Source organism: Myroides fluvii (assembly GCF_009792295.1).
GTDB lineage: Bacteria > Bacteroidota > Bacteroidia > Flavobacteriales > Flavobacteriaceae > Flavobacterium > Flavobacterium fluvii_A.
In genome coordinates this window covers 2,821,995-2,847,065 of record NZ_CP039934.1, presented here as the reverse complement: position 1 = coordinate 2,847,065, position 25,071 = coordinate 2,821,995, and the positions used below count along the sequence as shown (strand labels likewise).

General features: G+C 36.8%; 22 protein-coding genes. 8 read left to right on the top strand and 14 right to left on the bottom strand.

Annotated features, from left to right (window positions below; genetic code table 11):
- Nucleotides 1-5: 5 nt before the first annotated feature.
- The gene (locus FBR08_RS12725; RefSeq protein WP_158963066.1) at nucleotides 6-566 is read right to left on the bottom strand and encodes a hypothetical protein; all 561 of its coding nucleotides are present in this window, start codon (nucleotides 564-566) and stop codon (nucleotides 6-8) included.
- A 483-nt stretch (nucleotides 567-1,049) separates the two neighbouring features.
- Here FBR08_RS12725 and FBR08_RS12720 point away from each other — a divergent pair, with 483 nt between their 5' ends.
- A complete protein-coding gene (locus tag FBR08_RS12720) occupies nucleotides 1,050-1,637 on the top strand; it encodes a thioredoxin family protein (protein ID WP_158963065.1) in 588 nt (195 codons plus the stop codon).
- Between the two features lie 43 nt (nucleotides 1,638-1,680).
- On the opposite strand, the gene FBR08_RS12715 is transcribed toward FBR08_RS12720, so the two are convergent.
- Nucleotides 1,681-2,181 (bottom strand): hypothetical protein, encoded by a 501-nt coding sequence (locus tag FBR08_RS12715; protein ID WP_158963064.1) that lies wholly within the window; start codon nucleotides 2,179-2,181, stop codon nucleotides 1,681-1,683.
- A gap of 333 nt (nucleotides 2,182-2,514) precedes the next feature.
- On the opposite strand from FBR08_RS12715, the gene FBR08_RS12710 reads away from it, so the two are divergent.
- On the top strand, nucleotides 2,515-2,751 hold the full coding sequence (locus tag FBR08_RS12710; protein ID WP_158963063.1) for a Sec-independent protein translocase subunit TatA/TatB: 237 nt from the start codon (nucleotides 2,515-2,517) through the stop codon (nucleotides 2,749-2,751).
- A gap of 76 nt (nucleotides 2,752-2,827) precedes the next feature.
- Here FBR08_RS12710 and FBR08_RS12705 read toward each other — a convergent pair whose 3' ends face one another.
- Both FBR08_RS12705 and FBR08_RS12700 read right to left on the bottom strand, forming a co-directional pair.
- On the bottom strand, nucleotides 2,828-3,211 hold the full coding sequence (locus tag FBR08_RS12705) for a nuclear transport factor 2-like protein (protein WP_158963062.1): 384 nt from the start codon (nucleotides 3,209-3,211) through the stop codon (nucleotides 2,828-2,830).
- 68 nt (nucleotides 3,212-3,279) lie between these two features.
- A complete protein-coding gene (locus tag FBR08_RS12700) occupies nucleotides 3,280-3,813 on the bottom strand; it encodes a Crp/Fnr family transcriptional regulator (RefSeq protein WP_158963061.1) in 534 nt (177 codons plus the stop codon).
- 141 nt (nucleotides 3,814-3,954) lie between these two features.
- On the opposite strand from FBR08_RS12700, the gene FBR08_RS12695 reads away from it, so the two are divergent.
- Nucleotides 3,955-4,464 carry a hypothetical protein gene (locus tag FBR08_RS12695; RefSeq protein WP_158963060.1) on the top strand — a complete coding sequence of 170 codons (510 nt, stop codon included), beginning with the start codon at nucleotides 3,955-3,957 and terminating at the stop codon, nucleotides 4,462-4,464.
- A gap of 196 nt (nucleotides 4,465-4,660) precedes the next feature.
- Here FBR08_RS12695 and FBR08_RS12690 read toward each other — a convergent pair whose 3' ends face one another.
- Together FBR08_RS12690 and FBR08_RS12685 are read right to left on the bottom strand one after the other, a co-directional pair.
- Nucleotides 4,661-5,644, bottom strand: coding sequence for an aldo/keto reductase (locus FBR08_RS12690; RefSeq protein ID WP_158963059.1), 984 nt, complete (start codon nucleotides 5,642-5,644; stop codon nucleotides 4,661-4,663).
- A 208-nt stretch (nucleotides 5,645-5,852) separates the two neighbouring features.
- On the bottom strand, nucleotides 5,853-6,404 hold the full coding sequence (locus tag FBR08_RS12685; protein WP_158963058.1) for a DNA-3-methyladenine glycosylase I: 552 nt from the start codon (nucleotides 6,402-6,404) through the stop codon (nucleotides 5,853-5,855).
- 351 nt (nucleotides 6,405-6,755) lie between these two features.
- Here FBR08_RS12685 and FBR08_RS12680 point away from each other — a divergent pair, with 351 nt between their 5' ends.
- On the top strand, nucleotides 6,756-8,321 hold the full coding sequence (locus tag FBR08_RS12680) for an NAD(P)/FAD-dependent oxidoreductase (protein ID WP_158963057.1): 1,566 nt from the start codon (nucleotides 6,756-6,758) through the stop codon (nucleotides 8,319-8,321).
- 636 nt (nucleotides 8,322-8,957) lie between these two features.
- Here the strand turns inward: FBR08_RS12680 and FBR08_RS12675 are convergent.
- Nucleotides 8,958-9,176 (bottom strand): hypothetical protein, encoded by a 219-nt coding sequence (locus tag FBR08_RS12675; RefSeq protein ID WP_158963056.1) that lies wholly within the window; start codon nucleotides 9,174-9,176, stop codon nucleotides 8,958-8,960.
- A gap of 382 nt (nucleotides 9,177-9,558) precedes the next feature.
- Between FBR08_RS12675 and FBR08_RS12670 the strand changes: the two genes are divergently transcribed.
- The 4 genes from FBR08_RS12670 to FBR08_RS12655 all read left to right on the top strand — a co-directional run bounded on the left by FBR08_RS12670 (nucleotide 9,559) and on the right by FBR08_RS12655 (nucleotide 14,198).
- Nucleotides 9,559-11,115 (top strand): hypothetical protein, encoded by a 1,557-nt coding sequence (locus FBR08_RS12670; RefSeq protein WP_158963055.1) that lies wholly within the window; start codon nucleotides 9,559-9,561, stop codon nucleotides 11,113-11,115.
- Between the two features lie 153 nt (nucleotides 11,116-11,268).
- Nucleotides 11,269-11,805: a HipA family kinase gene (locus tag FBR08_RS12665; protein ID WP_158963054.1), complete on the top strand. Its 537-nt coding sequence runs from the start codon at nucleotides 11,269-11,271 to the stop codon at nucleotides 11,803-11,805.
- 287 nt (nucleotides 11,806-12,092) lie between these two features.
- Nucleotides 12,093-12,956 carry a hypothetical protein gene (locus FBR08_RS12660; RefSeq protein ID WP_158963053.1) on the top strand — a complete coding sequence of 288 codons (864 nt, stop codon included), beginning with the start codon at nucleotides 12,093-12,095 and terminating at the stop codon, nucleotides 12,954-12,956.
- Nucleotides 12,957-13,115: 159 nt separating this feature from the next.
- Nucleotides 13,116-14,198: an NAD(P)H-dependent flavin oxidoreductase gene (locus tag FBR08_RS12655; RefSeq protein WP_158963052.1), complete on the top strand. Its 1,083-nt coding sequence runs from the start codon at nucleotides 13,116-13,118 to the stop codon at nucleotides 14,196-14,198.
- A 57-nt stretch (nucleotides 14,199-14,255) separates the two neighbouring features.
- On the opposite strand, the gene msrB is transcribed toward FBR08_RS12655, so the two are convergent.
- From msrB to FBR08_RS12620, 7 genes are all read right to left on the bottom strand, one after another.
- Nucleotides 14,256-15,347: a peptide-methionine (R)-S-oxide reductase MsrB gene (gene msrB / locus FBR08_RS12650; protein ID WP_158963051.1), complete on the bottom strand. Its 1,092-nt coding sequence runs from the start codon at nucleotides 15,345-15,347 to the stop codon at nucleotides 14,256-14,258.
- A 132-nt stretch (nucleotides 15,348-15,479) separates the two neighbouring features.
- Nucleotides 15,480-15,833, bottom strand: a complete 354-nt coding sequence (locus FBR08_RS12645) for a hypothetical protein (protein ID WP_233266110.1) — start codon at nucleotides 15,831-15,833, stop codon at nucleotides 15,480-15,482.
- A 137-nt stretch (nucleotides 15,834-15,970) separates the two neighbouring features.
- A complete protein-coding gene (locus tag FBR08_RS12640) occupies nucleotides 15,971-16,363 on the bottom strand; it encodes a RidA family protein (protein WP_158963050.1) in 393 nt (130 codons plus the stop codon).
- Nucleotides 16,364-16,443: 80 nt separating this feature from the next.
- Nucleotides 16,444-17,250, bottom strand: a complete 807-nt coding sequence (locus FBR08_RS12635; RefSeq protein WP_158963049.1) for a DUF6597 domain-containing transcriptional factor — start codon at nucleotides 17,248-17,250, stop codon at nucleotides 16,444-16,446.
- 400 nt (nucleotides 17,251-17,650) lie between these two features.
- The gene (locus FBR08_RS12630) at nucleotides 17,651-20,119 is read right to left on the bottom strand and encodes a phosphocholine-specific phospholipase C (RefSeq protein WP_158963048.1); all 2,469 of its coding nucleotides are present in this window, start codon (nucleotides 20,117-20,119) and stop codon (nucleotides 17,651-17,653) included.
- Between the two features lie 6 nt (nucleotides 20,120-20,125).
- Entirely contained in the window at nucleotides 20,126-21,598 is a 1,473-nt protein-coding gene (locus FBR08_RS12625) for a SusD/RagB family nutrient-binding outer membrane lipoprotein (protein WP_158963047.1), read from the bottom strand.
- 11 nt (nucleotides 21,599-21,609) lie between these two features.
- Nucleotides 21,610-24,777, bottom strand: coding sequence for a SusC/RagA family TonB-linked outer membrane protein (locus FBR08_RS12620; RefSeq protein ID WP_158963046.1), 3,168 nt, complete (start codon nucleotides 24,775-24,777; stop codon nucleotides 21,610-21,612).
- Nucleotides 24,778-25,071: the final 294 nt, after the last annotated feature.

Genomic DNA, 25,071 nt, shown 5'->3' with positions numbered 1-25,071 from the left:
CCATACTATTTAGCATCGTGAATCCAACACAGTTGGGAAAAACTATTCCACGTTATTTCTACTGTGGCATTTGGATGAACCGCCAATCCTACTTGATTCGCTACTAATAAGTAGCGTTTATTTTGATGTGCTATTTCAATAAGCGCTCGCTGTTGCGCATCATTTTGTATAATTTTCCCCGCGTGATCTGTGGCAATCACCCGTCCTACCGTTTTCAATTTGCTTTTTTGTACACGACGACGATCGAAATAAGGATACACCAAGTGAAAAGTCCAAACCAAAGGAATCAAACTCAACGTCATATTCAAGAAGAAATAAGCAAGTTGACGTGCTGTCCAGTCAAAGTTGTCAAAATTCCATATAATAGCACCAACAAGTGTCAAGGCAACTAACAATCCCGCAAAAGACAGCGTATCTGTTAGACAATGTCCTTTAGGACGCGGAAATGCCTTAGGAGTTTGGATCGCTTCTATCCCTTTGCATCGCTTACCCAAGGATCGAATAGCCATGTGATTTACCTGGTCTTGTAATCCCAATTCAATAGAAGGCTTGTATAAGTATTTCATGTTCTAATTATTTATAGTTAAAACAATTGACGAAAGCAATTATAAAAAAAAAGTTACAACGACAATGCTGGTCGGACCATAAAATAGTAACTAATTGGGATCAATAAATAGACAAACTTTAGGTTGAGAAAACAGAAAACACAGGGGTTTAATCGTTTCTCAAAAATCGCTTAAGATAGCATTGGTCCTTTTAGGCTATTGCATGTTGTAACCTTTTTTTTATTTTACTTCTCTTTTCTTTTTCACAAGTCGAAAGTACAACCAAAAAACAATATAAAACACAAACAATCAAATCCTTAACCATTTCATAATTCAATATTCACCTAGAAAACATTGGCTTTACATTATTGAAATATTAACTTCAAAAAGGAAGGGAGATTTACCAAAAAGCGTTGATTCCTCTTGTTAAATAACCGTTTACAACAATCGCTTATTCACTATAATTTCATTACTTTGTACCGCAAAAGCAAATTAATATTTCACATGAAAAGAAAAACGCTACTTGGTTTGGTTCTACTTTCAACTGTATCCATAATCAGTTGTAAACAAGAGAAGAAAACAACTCCTGTTATTGATCCATCAACGGAACAAATGGCTACACCTCAACCTCAGATTGAAGTCGATACGTTAGCTTTAAAAAAACAGATTGAACAAGAAAAAGAAACACTAAGCAAACCGTATAACGAAGAAGAAGATGCACAAGCAAAACTAAATGAACGAATTGCTCAAGCGAAGAAAGAAGGGAAATACGTCTTTGTACAAGCAGGTGGAAACTGGTGTATCTGGTGCTTGCGATTCAATGATTTTGTACAACAAACACCTGAATTAAAAGAGGTAGTAGATCAAAATTTCGTGTATTATCACTTGAATTATTCTCAAAAAAACAAAAATAAAGCGGTTTTTAATACATATACACCTAATGCGCGCAATCTAGGATATCCTTTCTTTTTTGTATTGGATGGTCAGGGAGAGGTGCTGAATATCATCTCTTCGGGTGAGTTAGAAGAAGGAAAAGGATATAGCACGGCCAAGGTGAAAGAAATGTTTTTAGAAAATGCCCCTAAAAAATAAGGAAAAGCTCAAAAAGACGTCTTTTTAGACATGCCCCAAAAAGTTAGACCCTTTTTGGGGCTTTTTTTTGATACTGTTCCATACGCTCAAACAACTCATATTTGTTCGCGTTGATCCGATATAAATGGAGGGTACTGTATCGTTTTACTCCTATTACCCCACACAGCCATTTCTGATAGGGTTTTTGAAGCTGTTTTTTTATAACCCTCTCCTCTCTAACTTGATATACAATTCCATAATACCCAGACTTAAAATGCTTCAACTCTACTTCCACTACCTCGTCCCAAGGTATTTTTAACTTTAAACGATGATCGATAAAACAAGTTGCTCCGACCTCAAGTGCAGGCATTTTATGGTAAACGAGATAGCAGGTCCTCCACTCGCACACAAGGAGATTCAAACCAATAATCATAAAGAACAACAATAATAAGGCAAGTAAAACAACAGGCTGATAGTAAACCAAAAAGAATAGACCTCCGATATACGTCAAAGTAACGCCAATTTGGATACGCGTCTTGCGCTTAAAATAGAATAAATGCGTCATGAAGTAAAGGTTATAAATGAAAGGTGAGTTGTATCCTACGCAAAATGTACAACCAAAGATACGTTTAAATCATAACCTGCGATTCTCTAAACTAAAGTTTTAAAAAACTCTTTTTTGGATATTGTTAAGGATTTAAACAGAACATCCTCAACAACTAAGCGTAATAAATAAAAATAGCTTTCTTTTTCAGGACACTATGTTAATATTTTAAATTTTAACCCACACAAACCCAATATAAATCATTTAATCCAATAACAAAGTTATGTTAAATACTATTATTACAATTTTACCCTTATTTACATTTGTTTTTCTCAACCACTAATATATTCAACCATGTTGATGACTACATTACCCTTAGGAGGAGTAGCACCATCTGAACTTATAGTTGTTGTTGCAATAGCTTTACTATTATTTGGAGGTAAGAAAATACCCGAATTAATGAAGGGACTTGGAACAGGAATTAGGGAGTTTAAAGAAGCTACACGTGAAACCAATGCAAATACTGCAGCTCCTAAACAAAAAATGACGAATGCTACTACTGAAGTAACAGAAGAAGTAGCTACAAAGTAAAAAAAAAGGTTGGATTAGATCCAACCTTTTTCATACTATCAAGTTTGATCTAGTGCTTGAAATCAAATAAAGGTTCTTAAACAACAGCCCCCAATTGCTTTCCCTGTGCTAATCCCTCTATCAACAAAGTTAGCTCTTCACAACGGGTAATTTTCCCTTCTTCAATTGTAAACTCAGCCATTACTTTGTGTTTGTAGCAGATACCATCCTTCAACACGGATGAGACTAAATGCTTAGTAAATACGGTATTGCCACGACTAGCTGTATTGAGGATGGTGATCTCTACGGATGCTATGAGTTCTTTTAGCTTGTGAATATGCTGTTTGAATCCTGCGAAATCCAATTGCACCTGATCGACAATTTGTTTGTACTTGGGACTAAAGTAGTGCTGTATATCGCGTTCATTATACGCTTGTCCTTCGATAATTGTGTGTAACATCGCTTCAACTAACTTTTCCATGTTCAGTGCTTTAAAATTATACTGTAAAGGTGGGCGATTGAAAAAGGATGAACGATAACAATTGTTAATTAACGCCTGTTGCGAATTCTACTGAGCGATACAGGTGTTATCCCCAAATAAGAAGCAATGTAATGTTGGGGAATCCGTTGAATTAACTCAGGTGCTATTTGCTGTAATTGTTTATAGCGCTTTTCGGGATTTTCTTTAATTCGCCCGATTACCATTTTTTGATAGGTTAATAAACGAGCAATTATATAGGAAGTAAAGGCTTCCAAAATTTGGATATTCTTTTGCATCAGCTCGTTTAATTGTTGTTTATCTAAAGCCAACAGCTCTACAGGTTCTAGGGCCTCAAGCGTATATTGACTTGGCTTATTATACCAGAAACTCTCTATACTACAGAAAAAGTCTCCCTCAAATACAAATTGAAATGTGACTTCTTTGCCTTCATGTAGCGTCCAACCACGTAATACCCCCTGTTTAACAAAGTAAAAGTGTTTCGAATATTGTCCTTCTTCCAATAAATTCGTTTTTGTTGGAAGAGAAATCGGGATAAAATACTCGCGTAAAAGAGCAAATAAAGGTTGTTCTGTTGAATGCATAATAAAAGAATAGTGATTCAAAGTTAATAAAGGAAAAGATAAAAATATCGAAATGGTTGTTTTCGCACTGCGTTTTTACTTCTCCTAATATCGAAAAAAAATGTCTTATTCTTTTATCTTTGTGTATAAACACGATTCAACATGAATATTATAACAAAATTTACGATAGCAACAGAAGAAGGATTAAACGTTCTTTTTCAATTAAGAGAAGCTCAAATTAGAGGAATGTATACTTCAATTGTAGAGGAAATGTCTTTCAATCAATACCTGGCACAACAACTCGATCACAAAGAAACCGTATTAGAGCTCAATGATTTAAGTACGCAAATGCTGACGGTGTATCAAAACGACATTCCCGCAGGATATGCGATGATCAAACCAGTCGATCAACCCGCCCAATTGGCGGACAAAAAAGCAATTAATTTAGCTTCCTTTTACCTTCAACCCGAATACAATCAGGAAGAAATAAGAGCTTCTTTGTGGAACAAAACCTTATCCTTAACTAAGCAATACGATGCGATTTGGTTGGAAGTTTTACAAGGCGATCCTTTACTTCCTCATTTCAAAAAGTGGGGATTTGAAATTTTAGAGGAGATTCAAATGAAACCTTTTGAACAACCTTCGTATCTTTTGGTTCGCTGGAAAGAATAACAAGCCCTTGATATGATGAACTATTTATTCAAATAGCATAGAAAGAGGATGATCTTTTGCATCATAGAAATGCCCCAAAAAGTTAGACACTTTTTGGGGCATTTTTTATGAATAGAAAACAGAAATATAATTTCGAATGTTCAAGCCTCAGGCGACTCATCTGCCTGTTTTGATAGCCTTATATTTTTTCGTCAAATTACATTTTTGCCAACGCGCGATTGATAAAATCAATTTCAGCTGGATTCAAAGCAATCTGCATTGCCTGTGCGTTGGCAATGGCTTGTTTGGCATTTCGGGCGCCTGCTAAAGTAACAGTTATTGCGGGTTGCAACGTGGTCCATCTTAGAACCAACTGGGCAAAAGTTGCGCGTTTTTCTTCCGCTAGCGGTCGAATCTCTTCTAGAAAATTCTCTACTTTTGGCAGATTGAATTGAGAGAAATAACTCGAACGGTGATCTCCTTCCGCAAATGCATTCGCTTTAAAGTATTTACCCGTTAGCAATCCTCTTTCCATTGGGCTGTACGCAATAATACTCAAATCATTCGCTAAAGCATAAGGAACTAATTCTTGCTCGATTTCTCGATTGAGCATGCTATACGGCACTTGATTACTGACAATTCCCAAAGTAGTTCTCGCTTCCTTCACCTGTTCTACCGTATAATTACTCACACCTGCTGCGCGAATTTTACCTTGTTGAATCAACAATTCCATCGCTTCCATGGTTTCTGCAATCGGAGTTGTTCCATCCGGCCAGTGCAGTTGTAACAAATCGATATAATCCGTACCTAAGCGCTTCAAACTATCTTCTACTTCTTTGATTACACTAGCTTTACTTGCGTATTTGTAAATATCGATATCTTGGCCTTGGTTATTTTGACTATGCATCACAAAAGTACCTTGAGGCTCGTTTAAGTCCCAACGCATGCCAAACTTAGTCAAGAGTTGTACTTTATCACGGCCCAATCCCTTTATGGCCTCTCCTACAATTTCCTCACTAACCCCTTGCCCGTAAATAGGCGCGGTATCAATGGTGGTTACTCCTTCTTGATGGGCTGCTTGCATCGCTTCTACCGCTTCTTTTCGGTCTGTACTTCCCCACATCCATCCCCCTGCCGCCCATGCGCCAAAAGTAATAGCGGATACTTCTATATCAGAAGCACCTAGTTTTCTAAATTCCATCTGTGTTTGTATTGGTTTACTTGAATATTAAACCTTAAAATCCATTCAGCTTATATTGAGATTTGCTGTTTCTTCATTTTAAGGACAAGCTTAAAGATAACAAAAAAAGACGGGGAACGCAAAATTCTCTCTTAAGAATAGGAAAAATTTAACACCGCTAAAAACTTCTATCTTCTTGTAAACCGAAGAGTTAGATACAAAAACACACTTACTCTTCAAGAGACCATAAAGGCTGTTGTTCTAACACAACGGTATATATGGGGCACGTTTCTGCATGTGCTCCTTTTAAATAGCCTATACTCATCAAAAACTCATTGACAATTTCACCTCCCGTAAAGCGAAAATGCTTTTTAAACAACTTGACCCATTCCTCCTTCGTTTTTGGATGATGGTGTTCTAACCACTGTTCGAATGACCCAAATTCTCGCTGAAGCTGCATTATAACTTTTGCATTTTCAATCGCTGCGTTAATCTTGAGGCGGTTTCGAATAATCCCAGCATCCTGCATCAAACGCAAGCGATCCTCTTCTGTATAAGCCGCTACCGCCTGAATGTCAAAATTACTATAAGCTATTCTAAACGCTTCTTCTTTTTTGAGTATCGTTTCCCAGCTCAACCCCGCTTGATTGATCTCCATCAATAAGCGTCCAAATAATTCATTGTCCTCGTGAATAGGAAAACCATACTGGTTGTCGTGGTAGTTCTTGTGGAGTATTCTTCGATCTCCGGCCAATAATTCAACGTGATCACAATATGACATACTTTCTCTTTTTTAAATTTTGCTTTTTGACCTTTCCCATTCCTTTATACCAACAAATGTAAAATATCTCACTGACAACTAGCTGTCAACAGAAACTTTCTTTTTTTCCTTTGCATTTGAATTCGCGAATTATTTATTATTTTTTTAGTGTATTTTTACGCCTTAATTTCTGAACTCATCTTGACTTTTTTGATTGAAGTGAAAATGAGCTCTTTTGAATCTGATTAAAGACATTTTTAAGTTGCATAGCAATACTACGGAATGAAAAAATGGCAAAAAGCAGGCTCAAAAGAGCAATTTTTAACCAATTAGAAAAAGTCAAAATGAGTTCTCTATTTGCTTTATAAAAAAATGCCACAAGAATTACTGCTCCAAGTGCTTCCTGAAGTTGCAGCTTCAGCTGAGTTATTAACTGCTCATGTTGCACAACACATTCGAACTTCAGTTTCCGATATTCAACATATTACAATTTTAAAGCGCTCGATTGATGCTAGACAGCGCTTGGTCAAAATCAACTTAAAAATACAAGTATTTTTTGCGGGTGAAGAAGTTGCACATAGACTAATCGATTTTCCTGCCTACAAAAATGTAAAAGACGCGAAACGCGTCATTGTTGTTGGTGCGGGACCTGCCGGTTATTTTGCGGCGCTGCAACTCATTGAACTAGGTGTAAAGCCCATTGTAATTGAAAGGGGAAAAGACGTGCGCGGACGTCGAAGAGACTTGAAAGCCATCAACATTGAACACCTTGTCGATCCCGACTCCAACTATTGCTTTGGAGAAGGTGGTGCGGGAACGTATTCTGACGGTAAATTATATACGCGTTCTAAGAAGCGCGGCGACATCAATCGCATCTTAGAATTACTTGTTGCTTTTGGTGCTTCACAAGATATCTTAGTTGAAGCTCATCCTCATATTGGCACCAATAAATTGCCAAAAATCATGCAAGACATGCGCCACAAAATCGAAGAGTTTGGCGGTGAAGTACTATTCGAAAAACGCGTGGTTGATTTTGTCTTAGCCGGAAGTGAAATGCGCGGAGTTGTACTCGAAAATGGCGATACCCTCGAAGCAAATAAGGTTATTTTAGCTACAGGGCACTCCGCTCGTGATATTTATGAATTATTGGATCGCAAGAACATCCTTATTGAAGCTAAACCCTTTGCATTAGGCGTTCGAGCGGAACATCCTCAATCGCTAATTGATCAAATTCAATATTCTTGTGATTATAGAGGAGAATTTCTCCCTCCTGCTCCCTACTCCATTGTAAAACAGGTCAACGGAAGAGGAATGTATTCGTTTTGCATGTGTCCAGGTGGAGTAATTGCACCTTGTGCCACGGCCCCCGGAGAAGTAGTTACCAATGGTTGGTCGCCTTCGAAACGCGATCAAGCAACGGCCAACTCTGGAATTGTGGTAGAACTTCGATTAGAAGACTTCAAACCTTTTGAGAAATTTGGTGCTTTGGCAGGCATGGAATTCCAAAAGTCAATCGAGCAACGTGCTTTCTTATTAGCGGGAGAAACACAACGTGTTCCTGCTCAGCGCATGGTCGATTTTGCACAGAAAAAAGTATCAACCTCGATTCCGAAAACTTCCTATTTACCTGGAACAACTTCCCTTGAATTAGGTGAAGTCTTCCCTAACTTCTTAACAGAGATTATGCGAGAAGGGTTTCAGGAATTCGGTAAATCAATGAATGGCTATTTTACCAATGAGGCCATTCTACACGCTCCCGAAAGTAGAACCTCCTCTCCAGTAAGAATACCTCGTGATGATCAATCACTAGAACACCCCCAAATCAAAGGACTATACCCTTGTGGCGAAGGAGCTGGTTATGCTGGAGGTATCATTTCTGCGGCTATAGACGGTGAAAAATGCGCCATTCTATGCGTAGAAAGTATGGGGATCGGTTGATTGTTGATGGTTGACAAACAACAAACAACAAACGACAAACAACAAACAACGAAAATATACAATGATAAGATAAACCAATCCTTTTTAGGGGTTGGTTTTTTTTTCGGCTTTTTTGCTTTTTTGTTAGGTCTTCTGATTTAAGGGTAATTGGCTATTCAGAAAATTTCAATCGATAACCTTTAGATTTGCTTTTTTGTTTTTTCGCAAGTTGTTTTTTTGCCAGATTATCGATTAAAGAATATATGTATCCTTAAATCAGATTAATCCATAACCTTAGATTTGCTTTTTTGTTTTTTCGCAAGTTGCTTTTCGTCAGATTATCGATTAAAGAATATATGTATCCTTAAATCAATAATTAACCCATAACCGATAACCTTAGATTTGCTTTTTTGTTTTTTCGCAAGTTGTTTTTTTGTCAGATTATCGATTAAAGAATATATGTATCCTTAAATCAGATAATTAACCGATAACCTTAGATTTGCTTTTTTGTTTTTTCGCAAGTTGTTTTTCGTCAGATTATCGATTAAAGAATATATGTATCCTTAAATCAGATTAATCCATAACCTTAGATTTGCTTTTTTGTTTTTTCGCAAGTTGTTTTTTTGCCAGATTATCGATTAAAGAATATATGTATCCTTAAATCATTAACCGATGATAACCCATAACCCATAACCCATAACCCATAACATAACCCATAACCCATAACCCATAACCCATAACCATAACCCATAACCCATAACCCATAACCCATAACCCATAACCCATAACCCATAACCCATAACCCATAACCCATAACCCATAACCCATAACCGATAACCGATAACCGATAACTGTTTTAATTAGGCCGATTTCCATCTATCTCTACATTAAATCCTCCCTCTCTAATTTATTTCCCTAACCAATGATAATTTATGACTTTCCTTGTTCCGCTAATAAATTCACAATCTCCATTTCACAAAACAACCATATAAAGCAAATAAAAAACATTTATAACAACAAATTAGCGAATTATAACAACTTATATATTCACATTACGCGAACAACCTTCTTTTCGTTATGTTAATTTATTTAGAATCTATTTTTTTGTTGGAAATAAAATCTAAATTGCGCCAAGAAGAGTTTTAAGAAAATTAAATATAAACACCCAAAACATATAAAATTTACCTATAAAATTCTTCTAACAAACAAAAATAAATCGAGCGCTTTAGAGCATTCACAAACTAATTCCATTTAAATTATGAAAAGACTATCGTATGTAGTAAGCTTTGTTTTGCTTAGTAGTTTAGCAGTTACCTCATGTAGTAGTGACGACCACAATTATTTAAAACCTGTAGATCCTACAGACCCTGTAGATCCTATTACTGTTACTCAATCGACGGGTACTTATTTAGGTAAAATAGAGGAGAAAGGAAATTTCGCTATTGTTTTAAAAACCAACAAAGGAGAATTTAATTTAAAATTCATCTCAGATGTTGTAAAAGATGAGAACTTATTAGAATCAACGCTAAAATCAGAAAAGTATATTGTTTCTGATACAGGAAACCTATACACGCTTTCAACTGGAAGTACAGTAAAAAATGGAGCGGTTGTAGCTAAAATTACTCAAGGAGAGCTTGCTGTAGTAAGTGCAAATGGCACCCATACTTTCAAAGGAACGCTACAAGATGAACAAGGAGTAAAATACGACATCAATTACTCAGAAGCAATCGATATCGAGCCAATCTACGATGTAACGTATGAAGTTCAAAACGGTTGGTACTGGGGAGACAACGTATTTGACCACCCCAATGTAGCAGAATACATGTCGTATTTTACACAAGGAGATGCAAATAAATATGGTGAATTAGAAGAAAAAGGAACGGGATACCATATTTCATTGTCATTCTTTGATCAAATGGCGCCAAAAGCATGGGAAGCAAAAATTCCTACTAAAACGTTTAAAGCTTCTACAAAATATGAAGTAGGTGCATTTAAAGTAGGTTCTAAAGAAGCGATTGAAAACGGAGCATACCATTATTCATTTGCTACATTCCTACACAGAGATCAAGTGGCAGGGATAGATAAAAAACTATACATCCTAGATGGTTCAATCAAAGTGATGGAGCACAAACAAGGACAAGAGATTCGCTTCAACATCTTGTTAGAAAATGGAACAAGACATCTTGGAAAATACGCAGGAACAGTAAAACAAGGAGATCAATACACCATTTCAACCTTAAGAGCTGATAAAGAAGTAAAGAAACTGACCCAAGGTTTTATGGAGTACAAAGGTAAATCGCCAATTACAGCAAAACAAAACAACCGTTGGAATCTTTATTTATACAGCGAAACCTTAACTCCTCATCCAGGTGAGTACTTCTGGGTTGAAGGTTCAGGTGAATGGATGCGTGTAACGCTTTATACGGATCTTAACGCAACAACAGATATTCCTGTAGGTGAATTCCCAATTGGAGAGGAAAATGCTGGAAATGCTGGTAAAGGTGGCGGTTCAGAGCCAGGATTAGACTGGGGGACTTGGTTCTTTGAGCAAACTATCGACAGAGATGGGGAGTCAGTAACGTCGGGCTTCGCTCCTACGCGTACGGGAACAGTAAAAGTTGAAAAAACAGGTGATCAATACACGATTACAGTAAATGCGATTGACGACAGAGAAAACAAAATTACCGCTTCTTATACTGGCGCATTAGCTTTCGTAAATAACGCGAGTAGAGCTGCAGCTTCTTCTGCTAAAGCAGTTAAGAAATCATATGGCAAAGGAAAAAAATTCGATACCGTTAAAAACAGTAGAAAATAGTTTTTAAGAAAATGATTGATTAAGCCCAATTGCAAATGCAATTGGGCTTTTTTTTTATTGTAGAACTAATACAATGCGACTCCTATTTTAAGCTATTTATTCCTACCTTTTTTTATTATATTTGAATAAGATGATTCACAATTAGAGACTTAGATGAAGCGACTTCAGACAATAGAGGGTATCCACAAGCAATTTTATGGGACAGGTATGAAACCCTTACTTGTTACTTGTGATGATATGCAAGATTGGGTCTGTAAGTATCATCGTTTTCCCAATAACTTATTAAAAGAGTATATTGGTTCTGCTTTTGCTAAATCTTGGAACATAAAAACACCTGACACAAGTTTTATCACTGTCTTAGAAGAACATATAGATTTAGATCAATATCGAGGTTTACAGTTAAGCTGGTTTAAACAGGATTGCTTTGGTTCTCTTTTTTTGAATAATGCTGAACTCGTTACAAATGCAATACTTCCGTCTTTTTATGATCCTATTTTCAGAACTAAAATTAAAGATAAAGCAGATTTCTTATGGATTGCGTTATTCGATATCTGGATGGCTAATGAAGATCGCCATCACAACAATTACAATCTATTATTAAACGCTGTTGATACTGCATCTTACTTCTTTTATACTATTGACCATGATACCCTGTTCAATTCCTCTTTTCTAGAAAGAGACTTATATTAAATAACTGAAGATGAAACAATTATAAACACCGAAATAGCGAAGCTATTATTTCGCTCCAAGAATAAAACCAAGCAAATTGTAGAAGATTTGGTTCAAAATTTCTACCTTTGCACTGACAAATGTGAAGAAGAATTAGAAACTATTATCCAGTTTATTCCTGAATCTTGGAGCATTAATACGGAACAATTTACAGATCGACTGAAACAACGTCTATTCTCTAAAGAATGGAAAAGTAAATGTGAAATCACATTTCGAATGTATGTACAAACCTTTTTAATCAATTAACCATGAAAACAATTTATAGTTTACTCTACGTTAATTTGAATGTAGCTTTGAATGAAAAAGTATGCATAGGGCTTGTTATGTCTGATGGTGAAACATTTTTTTATCAATTCTCTGCTAAAAAATTAAGTTTCATTGCTCCTCTATTATCTACTGAAAAGAAAAGCTTTATTAAGCATTACCTAAAATCCTTAGAGAAGGATATACAAACGAGTAAAGCGAATACAAACAAACTTTTCTCACATTTGAGTTATGCTGAACAATGGGCTAAAGAAGAGTATTTAAATTACCTCTCCAATTACGCCAACAATTTAGTTTCTTTCAGTGCTCCAAAAACAATTGCACTAGCCAATAATTTAGATAATTTTAAAGCATTATTCAATAAATACGTACATATCTATGAAGAAGTTAGTCCTAAATTAGATGAGGACGAGCAAACACCAATTGGAATTAAAGATCAAGTCAATCGTCAGTTCTATCCCCAAATAAAAGCTAGGGTGAATACAAATATCACATTAAATTCTGCTGATTTTGAAACAATACTAGTACCTGTTCACATTGGTTTTATCGGAAATAATGATATTCCTGTTTTAGGTCAAACCTTAGATTTTACAAAATCTATTCAGCATGTACAACACGATATTACAAGTTATCTTTCTTTAACTATTTCAGTGGAAGAGAAAGAACAAAAAAAAGGAAAGTATTTTGTACTTGGAAAAGAACCAGCAAAAGGAGATAAAACCCATAATTTTTGGCAAAACTTAAGAACATCTCCTATTGTAGATTATATTGAATTGGATGAATTTGAAAAAATAACGAAATATATGGAAGAACACAATGTTCAACCTTATTTTGAAAAACAACAATAAAATAGAGGGACAGTTTAAAGACTCCCACTATGCTGAGCCCAATTGCATTTGCAATTGGGCTTTTTTTTATTGTATGCTGTTTTTAAAATGCTGTTATTTATCATCTTATTCTTTTATTTTTACTTGTACTTTTGGGTATTAACCAAAAAATGAATGAAGATGCCTACGGATACTTTTACTTGGAAAAACAAGATTACTGCACTTCTACAAACCCAATATCCCATTATTCAAGCCCCTATGTTTGGCGTCGCTACCCCTCAAATGGTTGCCGCTGCAGGAGAAATTGGCGTTTTGGGTACACTGCCTTTGGGCGACTTACCCGCATCTAAATGTATAGAATTGATTCGAGCAACGAAGCAATTAACGGATCGTCCTTTTGCAGTAAATGTGTTTTTAAATCCCTTACCCGAGCGTACAGCTGAACTAAAAAAGCAATATACCCGTACGAAAAAATACCTGGAAGATTTTGCCAAACAAGTTGATTTAGAGGTGAAATTGGCAGATTACGAACAAGTTGTATACACGGATTACCGCGATCAAGTAGATGCAATTATTGCCGAAGGCTGTAAAATTGTTAGTTTTACTTTCGGTGTATTTGACGAGGCAACAATTGCAAAAATGAAACAACATAACATCATCCTTATTGGTACCTGTACTGCTGTGGCGGAAGCCCGAGTATTGGAACAAAAAGGCATCGATCTTATTTGTGTACAAGGCATCGAAGCGGGCGGACATCAAGGTACTTTCTTAACCGAAACACTACCTGAAATTGGGGGATTATCCTTATTAGCTCAAGTAAAAGATGCTGTAAAAACACCGCTCATTTACGCAGGTGGACTCTATAATGCTTCAACCATAGTAGCTATTAAGGCACTTGGTGCACAAGGTTTTGCCATCGGCAGTTTACTCATGGGATCGGAAGAGAGTAACCTAGCTGAATTTGAAAAAGAAGCCTTGCGACAGGCAAAAGAGAGTGATTTGGTGTTAACCAAAAGTTTCTCCGGTCGCTATGCAAGAGGCCTAAGCAATACCTTCACGAATCAACTTGATCATTCCGACTATATTCTTCCCTATCCGTTTCAAAACAAACTGACCATTGGCTTGAGGATTGCCGCGAAGACAAATAAAAATCCTGAGTTCTCAAGCTTGTGGACGGGACAGTCTCGTGGTCCTTACAGTGGAGCATCGATCAAAGTCATTCTCTCTCAATTAATTCAAGAAGTAGAAACCTATAAACCGTAAAAATTAGCAGGTTAATTTTATATCTATATTCAACTAAAAGCGAAAATTATTGCGCCTTTAGTTTTTCTTCTGTAGTAAAGGTACATACTTTTCATACCCCTGTACTTTCATCTCTTCTTTGGGAATAAAACGCAAGGACGCTCCATTAATACAATAACGCAATCCGCCAGTTTCAGCAGGTCCATCGTTAAACACATGTCCTAAATGAGCATCTCCGGTAGCACTTCTCACTTCAGTTCGTTGCATACCGTGGGTATGGTCTTCTTTTTCTTCAATCAACTTGGTGTCAATTGGCTTGGAAAAACTCGGCCATCCACAACCCGCATCGTATTTATCAGTCGAAACAAATAAAGGTTCTCCTGTTGTAATATCCACGTAAATCCCCTCTCGAAACTCCTTCCACAGCTCATTGCTGTACGCTCGTTCTGTGCCGTTATTTTGGGTTACTTCGTATTGTACCGCACTTAGCGTTTGCTTTAAGGTTTCTTTCTCTTGGCGTTGATACGCTTGTTTCTTTTTGGGATTTGCCTTACGCGCTAGCTCAAATAAGTCTGCTCCAATGTGACAGTATCCACCTGGATTTTTATCTAAGTAGTTTTGATGATAGGTTTCTGCATCGTAAAAATTGCGCAAAGGCTCTACTTCCACTACTATGTTCTGCGTATACTGTTTGGCTAATTCATTTATTTTTTGGGTAATGATAAATTGATCTGCACTATCCGAATAGTAAATTCCAGAGCGATATTGGGTTCCCACATCATTGGCTTGTCGATTTAAGGTGGTTGGATCAATCGTCTGAAGAAATAAATCAAGCAACAATTCAAAATCTACTTCTTTGGGGTTATAGGTTACTTTTACTGCTTCCGCAAAACCCGTTGTTCCCGTAGTAACCTGCTTATAGGTTGGATTTTTAGTATTTCCATTGGCATATCCTACTTCTGTAGCTACTACTCCTCTCACCTGTTGAAAGAAGTGTTCGGTTCCCCAAAAACATCCACCTGCAAAATAAATAACCTTGGTATTTTTGTCTTTTCTTTCTTCCATAGCTTCTCCTTCTTTTACACCTGTTGTATTTTGATGAAAGCATGTACTATTTGCTAACACAAGTCCACTAAACACCAATAAAGTTATTACAATTGCTTTTTTCATCTCACTCTATTTTATCTGTTTAACATCTTCTCTTCTAACTTGTTGCAAAGTAGCAAAAAAAGAAACATCAACGCGTTAAAACAAGTGAACCAAAAACAAAAAAAGAGCCTTAAAATAATTTCAAAGCTCTTTTTATTGCATTTTCGTTGGAGATTCATTGGGTTCCACTTTCTCGATCGTAAATTCATCCTCCACATTTTTCAATCCTTCCGGTGAATGAAGTTCAATAAAGAAGTTTTCCAATTCTTTTAAATCTAATTTTTCAATATGTAATCTATTTTCTGGTTTATAAAAATCATACGGGTGATTTGTATCTTCAACACCTCCATACTTTTTTAAAATCCCTTTCATTTCAGTAACTTTTTCTCGATATTCTTGTTCCGTTAACTGAAAACCTAAATCATTTTTGTTTTTTTCATCCTCTTTACTACATCCCGTAATAAAAATTCCAGTACTTGCTAAAAAGCAAACGAGTAATTTTTTCATCTTTATAAATTTTTTAATGATTAATATTTTATAAAAATAAAAAAATAAAAGTCTAAAAATCAAACACTTAAAACCCAATTTCATACTATATTCAAACATCCCTTTTATACGAATACAACTAAAAATGTGATTCTATGTTACCTCGCAGCCCAGATTTCAATTTCAATCGCAATCTCAGGTAATCCTAAAGCGGAAATATAAGCGACAGTCATCGAGGGATAATGCGTGCCAAAAACACCTTCCCAAACGCGATCAAAGTGATCCCAATCAATTTCTTTTATTGACCATATATTCACTTTGATAACGTCCTCTGCCGTTAATCCTTGACTGGCTAATAACCCTTGGATGTTGTCAAAAGTCAGATTGACTTGTTCGTTAAAATCAGCTGGAATCACACCTTCCGCATTGATGCCTATTTGACCTGAAAAAGTATATAAACTTGCTTCTTTGGGAATCACAGTTACATGAGCATATTTACCAACTGGATGAGGTACAGTAGTCGGGTTCATTCGAACAATTTTGTTTTGCATAATTTTCTCTTTTACAATTATACTGCAAAACTAAAGTCAATGAAATTTCTAAAATTGGATAAAACCGACAAGGTTAAAAATTAGTCTTCTTCCTCTTTTTTCCACGCTGGAAAATTGGATAATTTCTCTTCTGAATACTTTAAAAACTGGGTGGGATTATTTCCTGTAAAGGTCTTAAACTCTCGAATAAAATGCGATTGATCAAAGTAATCTTGTTGGTAAACTAGCGTCGTCAATGTATTGAAATCGGTAGTTTTCAACAATTGTAAGCTCGTTTGAAAACGCATAATACGAGAAAAAAGTTTAGGCGTCATGCCCACATGTTGTTTTATTAAACGCTCCAACGTTCGTTCTGATAAGTTCATTTGCGCCTGAACCTCAGCTAAAGAGCGTCCTCTTTGTAACAACGTAGAGGCAAATATCGCTTTTTGATTAGCATAACGCAGGGTTTGAACTTGTTGTAGAACAAAGTCTGAAAGCAATTCTATCTTCTCTTGTGTTGTTGGCGCCTGTTGTAATTGATCAAGTAAGGAGGTGGAAACTAAATCATCCAATGGCACATTCTGATTGGCTAATTCTGAAGCATCAAACTTGAAAATGGCTTTTAAAGCAGTGGGCTCAAAATAAGCACCAATGATTCGAAAAGGTCCATCTACCAACTGATTGGTATAGGTTGTAAAAGCTCCATACACATACAATTGGGGCGTATATTGCCTCTGTTCATCTCGAAAGCGATTGGGGGTATCCTGATAAATCAAAGCGGGAATCCCATCGGGTAATATCTTAAACTGTTTGCTCCCAACTTGCTCTTCTCCACTCTCCAATACCCAAAAGTAACGGATATAGGCTTGTAAAGCCGGAAGGGGAAGGATTTCTTGGTAGCGCATAGTGATGAGTTTTGTCTATCAAAGATAGGGATTTAAATGTTTGTTGTTGGGTGTTTGTTGTTGGGTGTTTGTTGTTGGGTGTTTGTTGTTAGGTGTTTGTTGTTAGGTGTTTGGTGAGAGGGTGTGATGGTGAGAGGGTGTGATGGTGAGAGGGTGAGAGGGTGAGAGGGTGAGAGGGTGAGAGGGTGAAAGCTTCGTTTAAAAGAATGCATCCTCTTTTTTCGCTTTTTTGTAAGGGTAGATTGTCATTTAAAAAAACGGTCAACCTCATTTAGGGACGTTCATTTTCTTTAATCGATAATCTGGCGAAAAAGCAAAAAAACCAACCCCTACAAAGGATTGGTTTTCTTTTATCGATAATCTTCTGATAATCGTTAACTGATCACTGTTAACTATCAATCTAGCTCCATTTCGAGAAACTCGCCATATATGGATCTGTAATACTGCTTTTTCCATTTTCAATATGACCTGCATATTGGTACATAAAGTTCTTGTAATCGGCTAGTGTAACCACTACATCATACCACCCTTTATAGTCTGCGTAATCCAGTTCAATTAGTTGTTCTGCCTTCGCGTCCACCAATATTTTTTGATTTGTTTTTACATACACCACGTCTTGTACAAAAAAAGACAAGGCTTTACTCGACTTATTTTTCAAGACAAGCTGTACCATTTGATTGGGCAACACGGTAAAAGTAAGTTCTACTTGAGGATCCGTTACATGTCCTTTAAAATTTCGATAGAAACCGTTAAAACTATGCACACTAAAGTTATACAATCCACCTTCTAGCGCTTGTTTTGCCCACGCATAGGAAATCGGCTCTTTCTCATTTACGCTAAAATTCCAATTCATTCCTGTTTTCTCTTGGAACTTTTGGTGAGCATATACTTGAATAGGAGCCAAATAGTCTTTGTTTTTCAACTGATTAGACACTATTGCGAATTGCATTTGTACTTCCTTGGCATTCACTTTAATATTGGCATTTACATGATAGGGCAACCCGCATGCTTTTTTGACTCCTCTTTCTTGTTTTGGAAAAGTTTTAAGATCATTCCACATGGTGTGTTGTTGTAAATCAGCGGCCTTGTATTGCGCAAAGCCATGAGGTAGATTTTTATTTCGAGCAGATAAAATGCGCTCCACATAAGTATTGCGATCAACAAAGTCAATCTCCAGTTTTTTCAACTCATTTGCAGGTTGGAAAACCGAAGTCATATTACTACACGTTCCTCGTCTCCATTCAGAAATATTTTCTTCTATCACTTTCTTACCTGTTTTCTTTTCGATGAAATACTCCAAAAACTGTAAAGTAGAGGTTAAATCACATACTTCCGAATTGACCCATCCTCCTCTTGTCCAGGGCGAAGCCACCACCATCGGAACGCGATACCCTAATCCAATCGGACTGGCCAAATTGCTTTTAGCATCTCTAGCTTTATCTTGGGCTAACGTTACCCATTCATCTTGGGTATCTATTGCACTAGATACTTTTCCTTGTTTTGGGTCTGTACTCAGCGGAGGTACAAAAGGAGCCACGTGATCAAAATAGCCATCATTTTCATCATACGTCAAGATAAAGATGGTTTTCTTCCAAACCTTTGGATTTTTTGTCAAAATATCCAATACCTCAGAGACATACCAAGCCCCAAACCAAGGTGCACCTGGGTGATCGGAGAAATTACAAGGTGCAACCAACCAACTAACCATAGGTAGTTTATCTTCTGTGACATCTTTTCTAAACTGATAGAGAATATCTCCTTTGGGAACTTCTACTTTTTTTGTTTCTCCATTTTCCTGATACTCAATTTCTTCTAAAGTATGATACGCAGGATCAGCAGTATTAGTCGCAAAGGCTTTATGGTGAATTTGTTGCTCAAAATCAGATAATTTCGCAAAAGATTCGGCTCCATATTGTGTCAAATATTCCTCTAAAAATAGGCGTTCTGCTTGTGCTTTTTGCAAGGCCTCCTCTGTTAATGTCCCTTCTTCAATCTTTTGATTGAGGCGTTTCAGTTCCAATGCTTTGAATTGAATATGTGCCTTGTGAAAACGAACATTGTACTGTTTGTAGAATTCAAGGTTATTATCCGTAAAATTGGCCAACCAGGATTCTTCCATATCTGTAAATCCAACAGGTACACTCAACTCGTTTTGGTATACTTTCCACGAGATATTATGTTCTTCCAGGCGTTCAGGATAGGTTTTCCAGCTTACATCTTTGTAGTTGATTTGACCATTATTCACGTGAGCTACTGAATGGGGATCACGGGGATTTTCGCGAATAGCACCGGCCCAAAAATACGATCGATTGGCACTTGTTCCCGTTAAGGAAGAACAGAAATGCTGATCACATACGGTAAATGCATCCGCAAACGCATAGTAAAAAGGAATATCTTCTCGGGTAAAATACCCCATCGTTAGGGGCATATGTGCATATTCCTTATTCCCTGGTTTTTTGGCAATTAACCATTGATCCATTTTCCCGTCATTTCTCGCTTCCACCATATCTTTCCAACTGTGTGGTAAACTACCCATCCACGTAATTTTGGTATTTTCAATATCCAATCGGAAGGGGCCGTATAGGGACTGATTCTGGTCTGCCTGAAACCAAACGGGCAATTGATTCGGTTGTCGAATGACGCGAGGATCATTAAATCCACGAACCCCGCTTAATGTTCCGTAACAATGATCAAACGATCGATTTTCTTGCATTAAAAACACAATGTGCTCTGCATCGAGAAAAGTTGTTCCTGGATCGGCCTCAATGCTCAATGCGCGCTGAATAGACGAAGGCATGGCGTTTAAAAGCGTCATCCCTCCCATAAAAAGGGATGACGATTTGATAAAATCTCTTCTAGTTGTACTCATAATCTCTTATTTTAACCACCAACTGATTCCTCTAATATGATCTGAACCACTAAATTGACGATCTAGTGCTTTTTGCAAATTTTCTTGGTTTCGATTGTACTCCGAACTTGGGTATTGCCATCTTGTTGGAGCTGTAATTCCTTGTTGAATTTTCAACTCTGGGAAACCTGTTCTCAAGTAATCAAAATAAATACTCATTCCCGCTTGGTGAAACATAATCAAATACTTTTGAGTAAGAATTTGTTTTACTTGTTCCGAGAGATTTCCTCCTTGATAGCTCACCTTGGGTTGTTGTACATACTGCTCCAATGCTTCGCTCGTAAAATAATGACCTAATCCTTTGGCATATTGCGCATAATAATCAAAATTCCCTTTGATTCCCTTGAGGTAAAACTCTTCTGCATTACCTGCAATCCACCCTCTTGCTACGGCTTCAGCTAAAATAAATTGAAGTTCAGCATAGCTCAAGATTACATTGGTTTCATTTGTTGGGTCTTGGTAGTATCTGCTTCGTACTTTTGATATATTTTTTCCCTGGACCAATTTTTCATTTTCCGCATAGGGAACAATTGGATCTCCTCCGTTATAGGCCGAAAAATCATTTTCTGCCAAGCCTTGTTCTAAAGCAGAAGCTGTACGTTGTGCAATAGCAAATAAACGAGGGTCTTTCAATTCTTTCATCAAATTAATAAATGTTCCTGACATATACATACTCGATCCATATGAACTTGAATTGAATTGAGGATAACGACTCCCCGCTTGATCAAAGAACGTTAGTTGACCGTTATCGTTATTATCCATCATTAAAATTCCCTTTTGATAGATTTCATTAAAGCGTTGAGCTACATCAATCCCTCCTACTTTTTGTTTTTTTGACAACGTGATCAAAACTTTTAATTTATAAGATTCGATTAATTTTTCCCAGCGGTTTACATCTCCTTTATAAATGATATCTCCTTGAATAGTCCCTTCTTTTTTCAATGTTTTTGACGCTTGTTCTAATTCTTCCAAAATCCCAACAAACACGGCTTCTTGGGGATCATATTGAGGAAATTGAATCTTTCCTTCTCCTTGTAAAGCTTCTGAAAATGGAATATCACCAAAATTCATCGTCAATTCAAAAAACAAATGAGCCTTTAAAAAATGTCCAAGCGCGAGATATTCAACTTTTCCCGTACGCGTTGCTTCATCCATCATTTTTTGTGTCTGCAGTAAATCCTTATAGCGATCAAATCCCTTGCTTCCCCATTTCAAATATTGATAGGTACTTTCCCCATCGGTTTGAATAATCATACGAGCGGCATACTCTTTATCGATATTCTGTAGTGAAAAAGCTGATTTCTCCACTTTTGTTAGCAACAAATAAGGATCTGTTTCTTTGATTTTATTTGGATCTTCATTCAGTTGATCTAAATCGTGACATCCTACTACAGTTAATGCCAAGGTAATTGCGTATAGCGTTTTTAAGTATTTTTTCATGACTATGAGTATTAGAATTTCACATTTAATCCTAGTCCAATCCAACGGGTTGAAGGATCTTGGATATCGTTCTTATTTGCTGTATCGTAATCAGGATCTGAGTACAATCCTTTAGATTTTTTCCACATCAACAAGTTATATCCCGTTAACGAAGCCGATAGTTGCGCAATTTTTGTTGATTTCACCATTGGAGTAAAATCATACGACAAACTCAACGTTCTCAACTTAAAATAGGTACGATCAAATACGTTGGCGAACAATTTGCTTTCTTTCTCTGTTACTCTAGCGCGATAGGGATAATTTTGAGCCCAACTTTGCCAATTGACAGCGCCTGTATGTTCCTTAAAAACGCGTGTATCTGAAATGACATTACCTTGTACATCTGTTACTAATTCTCCAGAGACTAGATTTACACCACTAGGAATAAATACAGGATTTCCTGTTGAGTACTCTTCATCTCTATAGCGAACAGATTCTGGATGTTTACCTCCCCACCACATTTTTTCCACTACTTCAGAACGCATCACACCGCCCCAAATACCGTCAATTCCGATATTCAATCCCCAATTTTTATACTTGAAACTGTTGTTCCATCCCAACGTCCATTTTGGATCTTTGTGTCCTAAGTAAGTTGCTTGCTTATTTGCTGTTGGCATCCCTGTTTTCTCATCTAGGATAACTTTGCCGTCTGGCGATTTCATCCATTCAGTTCCATAGTAAGAATCCACGCGATCATTCAATCGCAAATCGCCAAATTTCTCTGCGTCTTCATGGATTTTCGTTAATTTTCTCGTTCTAGCACTCCAGTTGATGGCTGAATTCCACTGGAAGTTGTCGTTTTTCACTACAGCTCCCGTTAAGGAAATCTCCCATCCATTCGTCGTGTACTCATTTCCGTTTACCTTCATATTGTTGAATCCCGAAGCTTCTGATACAGGATAATCAATAATAAAATTCGAATCCAATACGCGATAATACGTTACATCCACATTTAAGCGCTTTTTGTAAAAGGCACTTGACAAACCAATTTCATAGGTTTTTGATTTCTCAGGAAGTAAATAAGGATTTAAAATTGCATTGGGATATTCTACCATTTGATTGCCGTTGAAAGAGGGATTGATTGGAGAATAAGTTGATTGCAATTGATAAGGAGTTAAATCACTCGATACATTCGCCCAAGAAGTGTACATTTTTAAATAGTCTATTTGCTCTGGCATTTCCACTAAATTAGAAACAACCACACTCAAGGATGCAGAAGGGTAGAAATACGAACGTTGGCTTTTTGCTAAAGCTGAAGACCAGTCGTTACGACCTGCAAAACTCAAGAAAAACGCATTGTATAAGTCGAATTCAATCGTTCCGTATACACTGTTCACTGCTTTCTTTTCTAGGTAATCTCTTGCTGTAACAGGTCCTTTTGAGTTTCCTAAATTGTGTACACCTGGTACAGTTAATCCATCGGCGGCGGCAGAAGAATTTGTCAAGCGATAATAACGAGAAGCAGCTCCTGCATTCACATTAATGGCAAAATTATCCGTGATACTTTTGTTGTACATCGCCAAGAAATCATAATCAACATCTAAGCGATCGTTTTTCTCTAAACTATATCCACCTTCTCTTGAAGTACTATAATTAAAATACGATTTTGGGCTTTGTAATTCGGTATTGTTATGGGTAGAAATCATCGAAGCTCTCCCTTGCAAGACTAGATCTTCTGTTGCTTGATAACTCAAGCTCAATTGTGCATTGGTTACGTCTTTATTCCAGATGCGCTTAAAATATTCTGATCCAAACCAAGGGTTATTGTACCATGCATAGTTGTAACTAGCTTGTTTATACCCTTCCATCCCTGGGGTCCATAAATTGTTTTTCAAATCACGCCCATTTACGTCATCTCCCATCCAAATTAAGATCGTATACATGTGTCCGCTTGGGTTGTAATCGTAATTCGGCACATTAGGGGCATGTACTCTACTATAAGAAAGCTTAGAATCTAGGGTCAACTTATCTGTAAGATAGGTTGTAGATTTAAAATTTAAACTTCCTCTGTACATACTTGTATTGGGTACTCTATCCTTATTGTATGAAAAATCTCCTCCTAAGCGATAGGATCCTTTTTCTGTCTTATTAGAAACGGCAAAATTTGTACGTGAGATAATTCCCGTTTCCATGAAGTTCTTTAAGTTATCGTGGTATTCCCAAGCGATAGGTACTCTTTCGTAACGCGACTTATCATTGTATTGCGTTCCTTCTACGTTTCCATACCACGGAATTACGCTTCCGGTTTGTTTATCTCGAATGGGGCTATTCCACTGTGCAATTTTCACTCCAGGTTCAAACTTAGGCCCCCAAATCATATCTCCATCACTGATTCCTCCATCTTTTCCATCCCAAAACTCATACTTTCCATTTGATCCACTTCCATATTCATGTTGCGTTTTCGGAAACAAGGTATATCCCGCACTCACCATTAAGTTTTGTGACACTTCAACTGTAATTCCTTCTGTCTTTGCATTTTTGGTGGTAATCATAATCGCACCATTACGTCCTAATGAACCATAAAGTACAGAAGCACTTGTTCCTTTTAGTACGTTAATATTGGCAATATCTTCAGGTGAAACATCGTAAAAATCAGTAGTTACGGGAATTCCATCAATTACAATAAGTGGATCTTTTCCCCTCAAGGAAAATTTAGGTGCTTGCAGCATTCCCGGAGGATTGGATACTTGAAGTCCCGCTACTTGTCCACTCAACAGACTTCCCATATTTGGAGTAGCTACTTCTTGTACTTTCTTGACATCTATATTTTGAGTAGCATAACCAATTTTTTTCTCTGCTTTTGTAATCCCTAAAGCCGTGATCACTACTTCATCTAAAGCAGCTTGTTCAGGAACTAACACAAAAGCAAAATCAGTGGTTTTTTGAACGGATTTCTCACTGTTTCTATATCCTATAAAAGAAACGACAATCAAATCTTTCTCTTCTACTTCTAGTGTGAATTTTCCATTTAAATCGGTCGTTGTTCCTGCTGTTGTTCCTTTGATTACAACAGAGGCTCCTGGCAACTCTACTCCCATTTCATCTTGTACCACTCCTGTGATATTTCGCTTTTGTTGCGCATACGTTAGGCTGACACATAGTAGAAATACGGTATTCCAAAATAGTAATTTCTGTCTCATGATTCTCTTGAATTAAGTTGAGACAAATATTGTGTTTTCAAGGCGCTATCGTATTACGCAAAAAACAAGAATCCCCCTATTTACTTTAACTAATTATTAAGAATACAACGACGGTGCAACATTAAGATAACAAAAAGAATAGTACACTATAATTCAGGTCTTTACCTATACAACAGAGGTACACAAAGAGAAATTACCTGTTTACAGCAGAAAATCATGCTGTTGGTCTTAATTTAATTCCTAAAAATTAACGTTATTCAGTATAAAATTCTAGTTGATTTTCAAGGTTGCTCC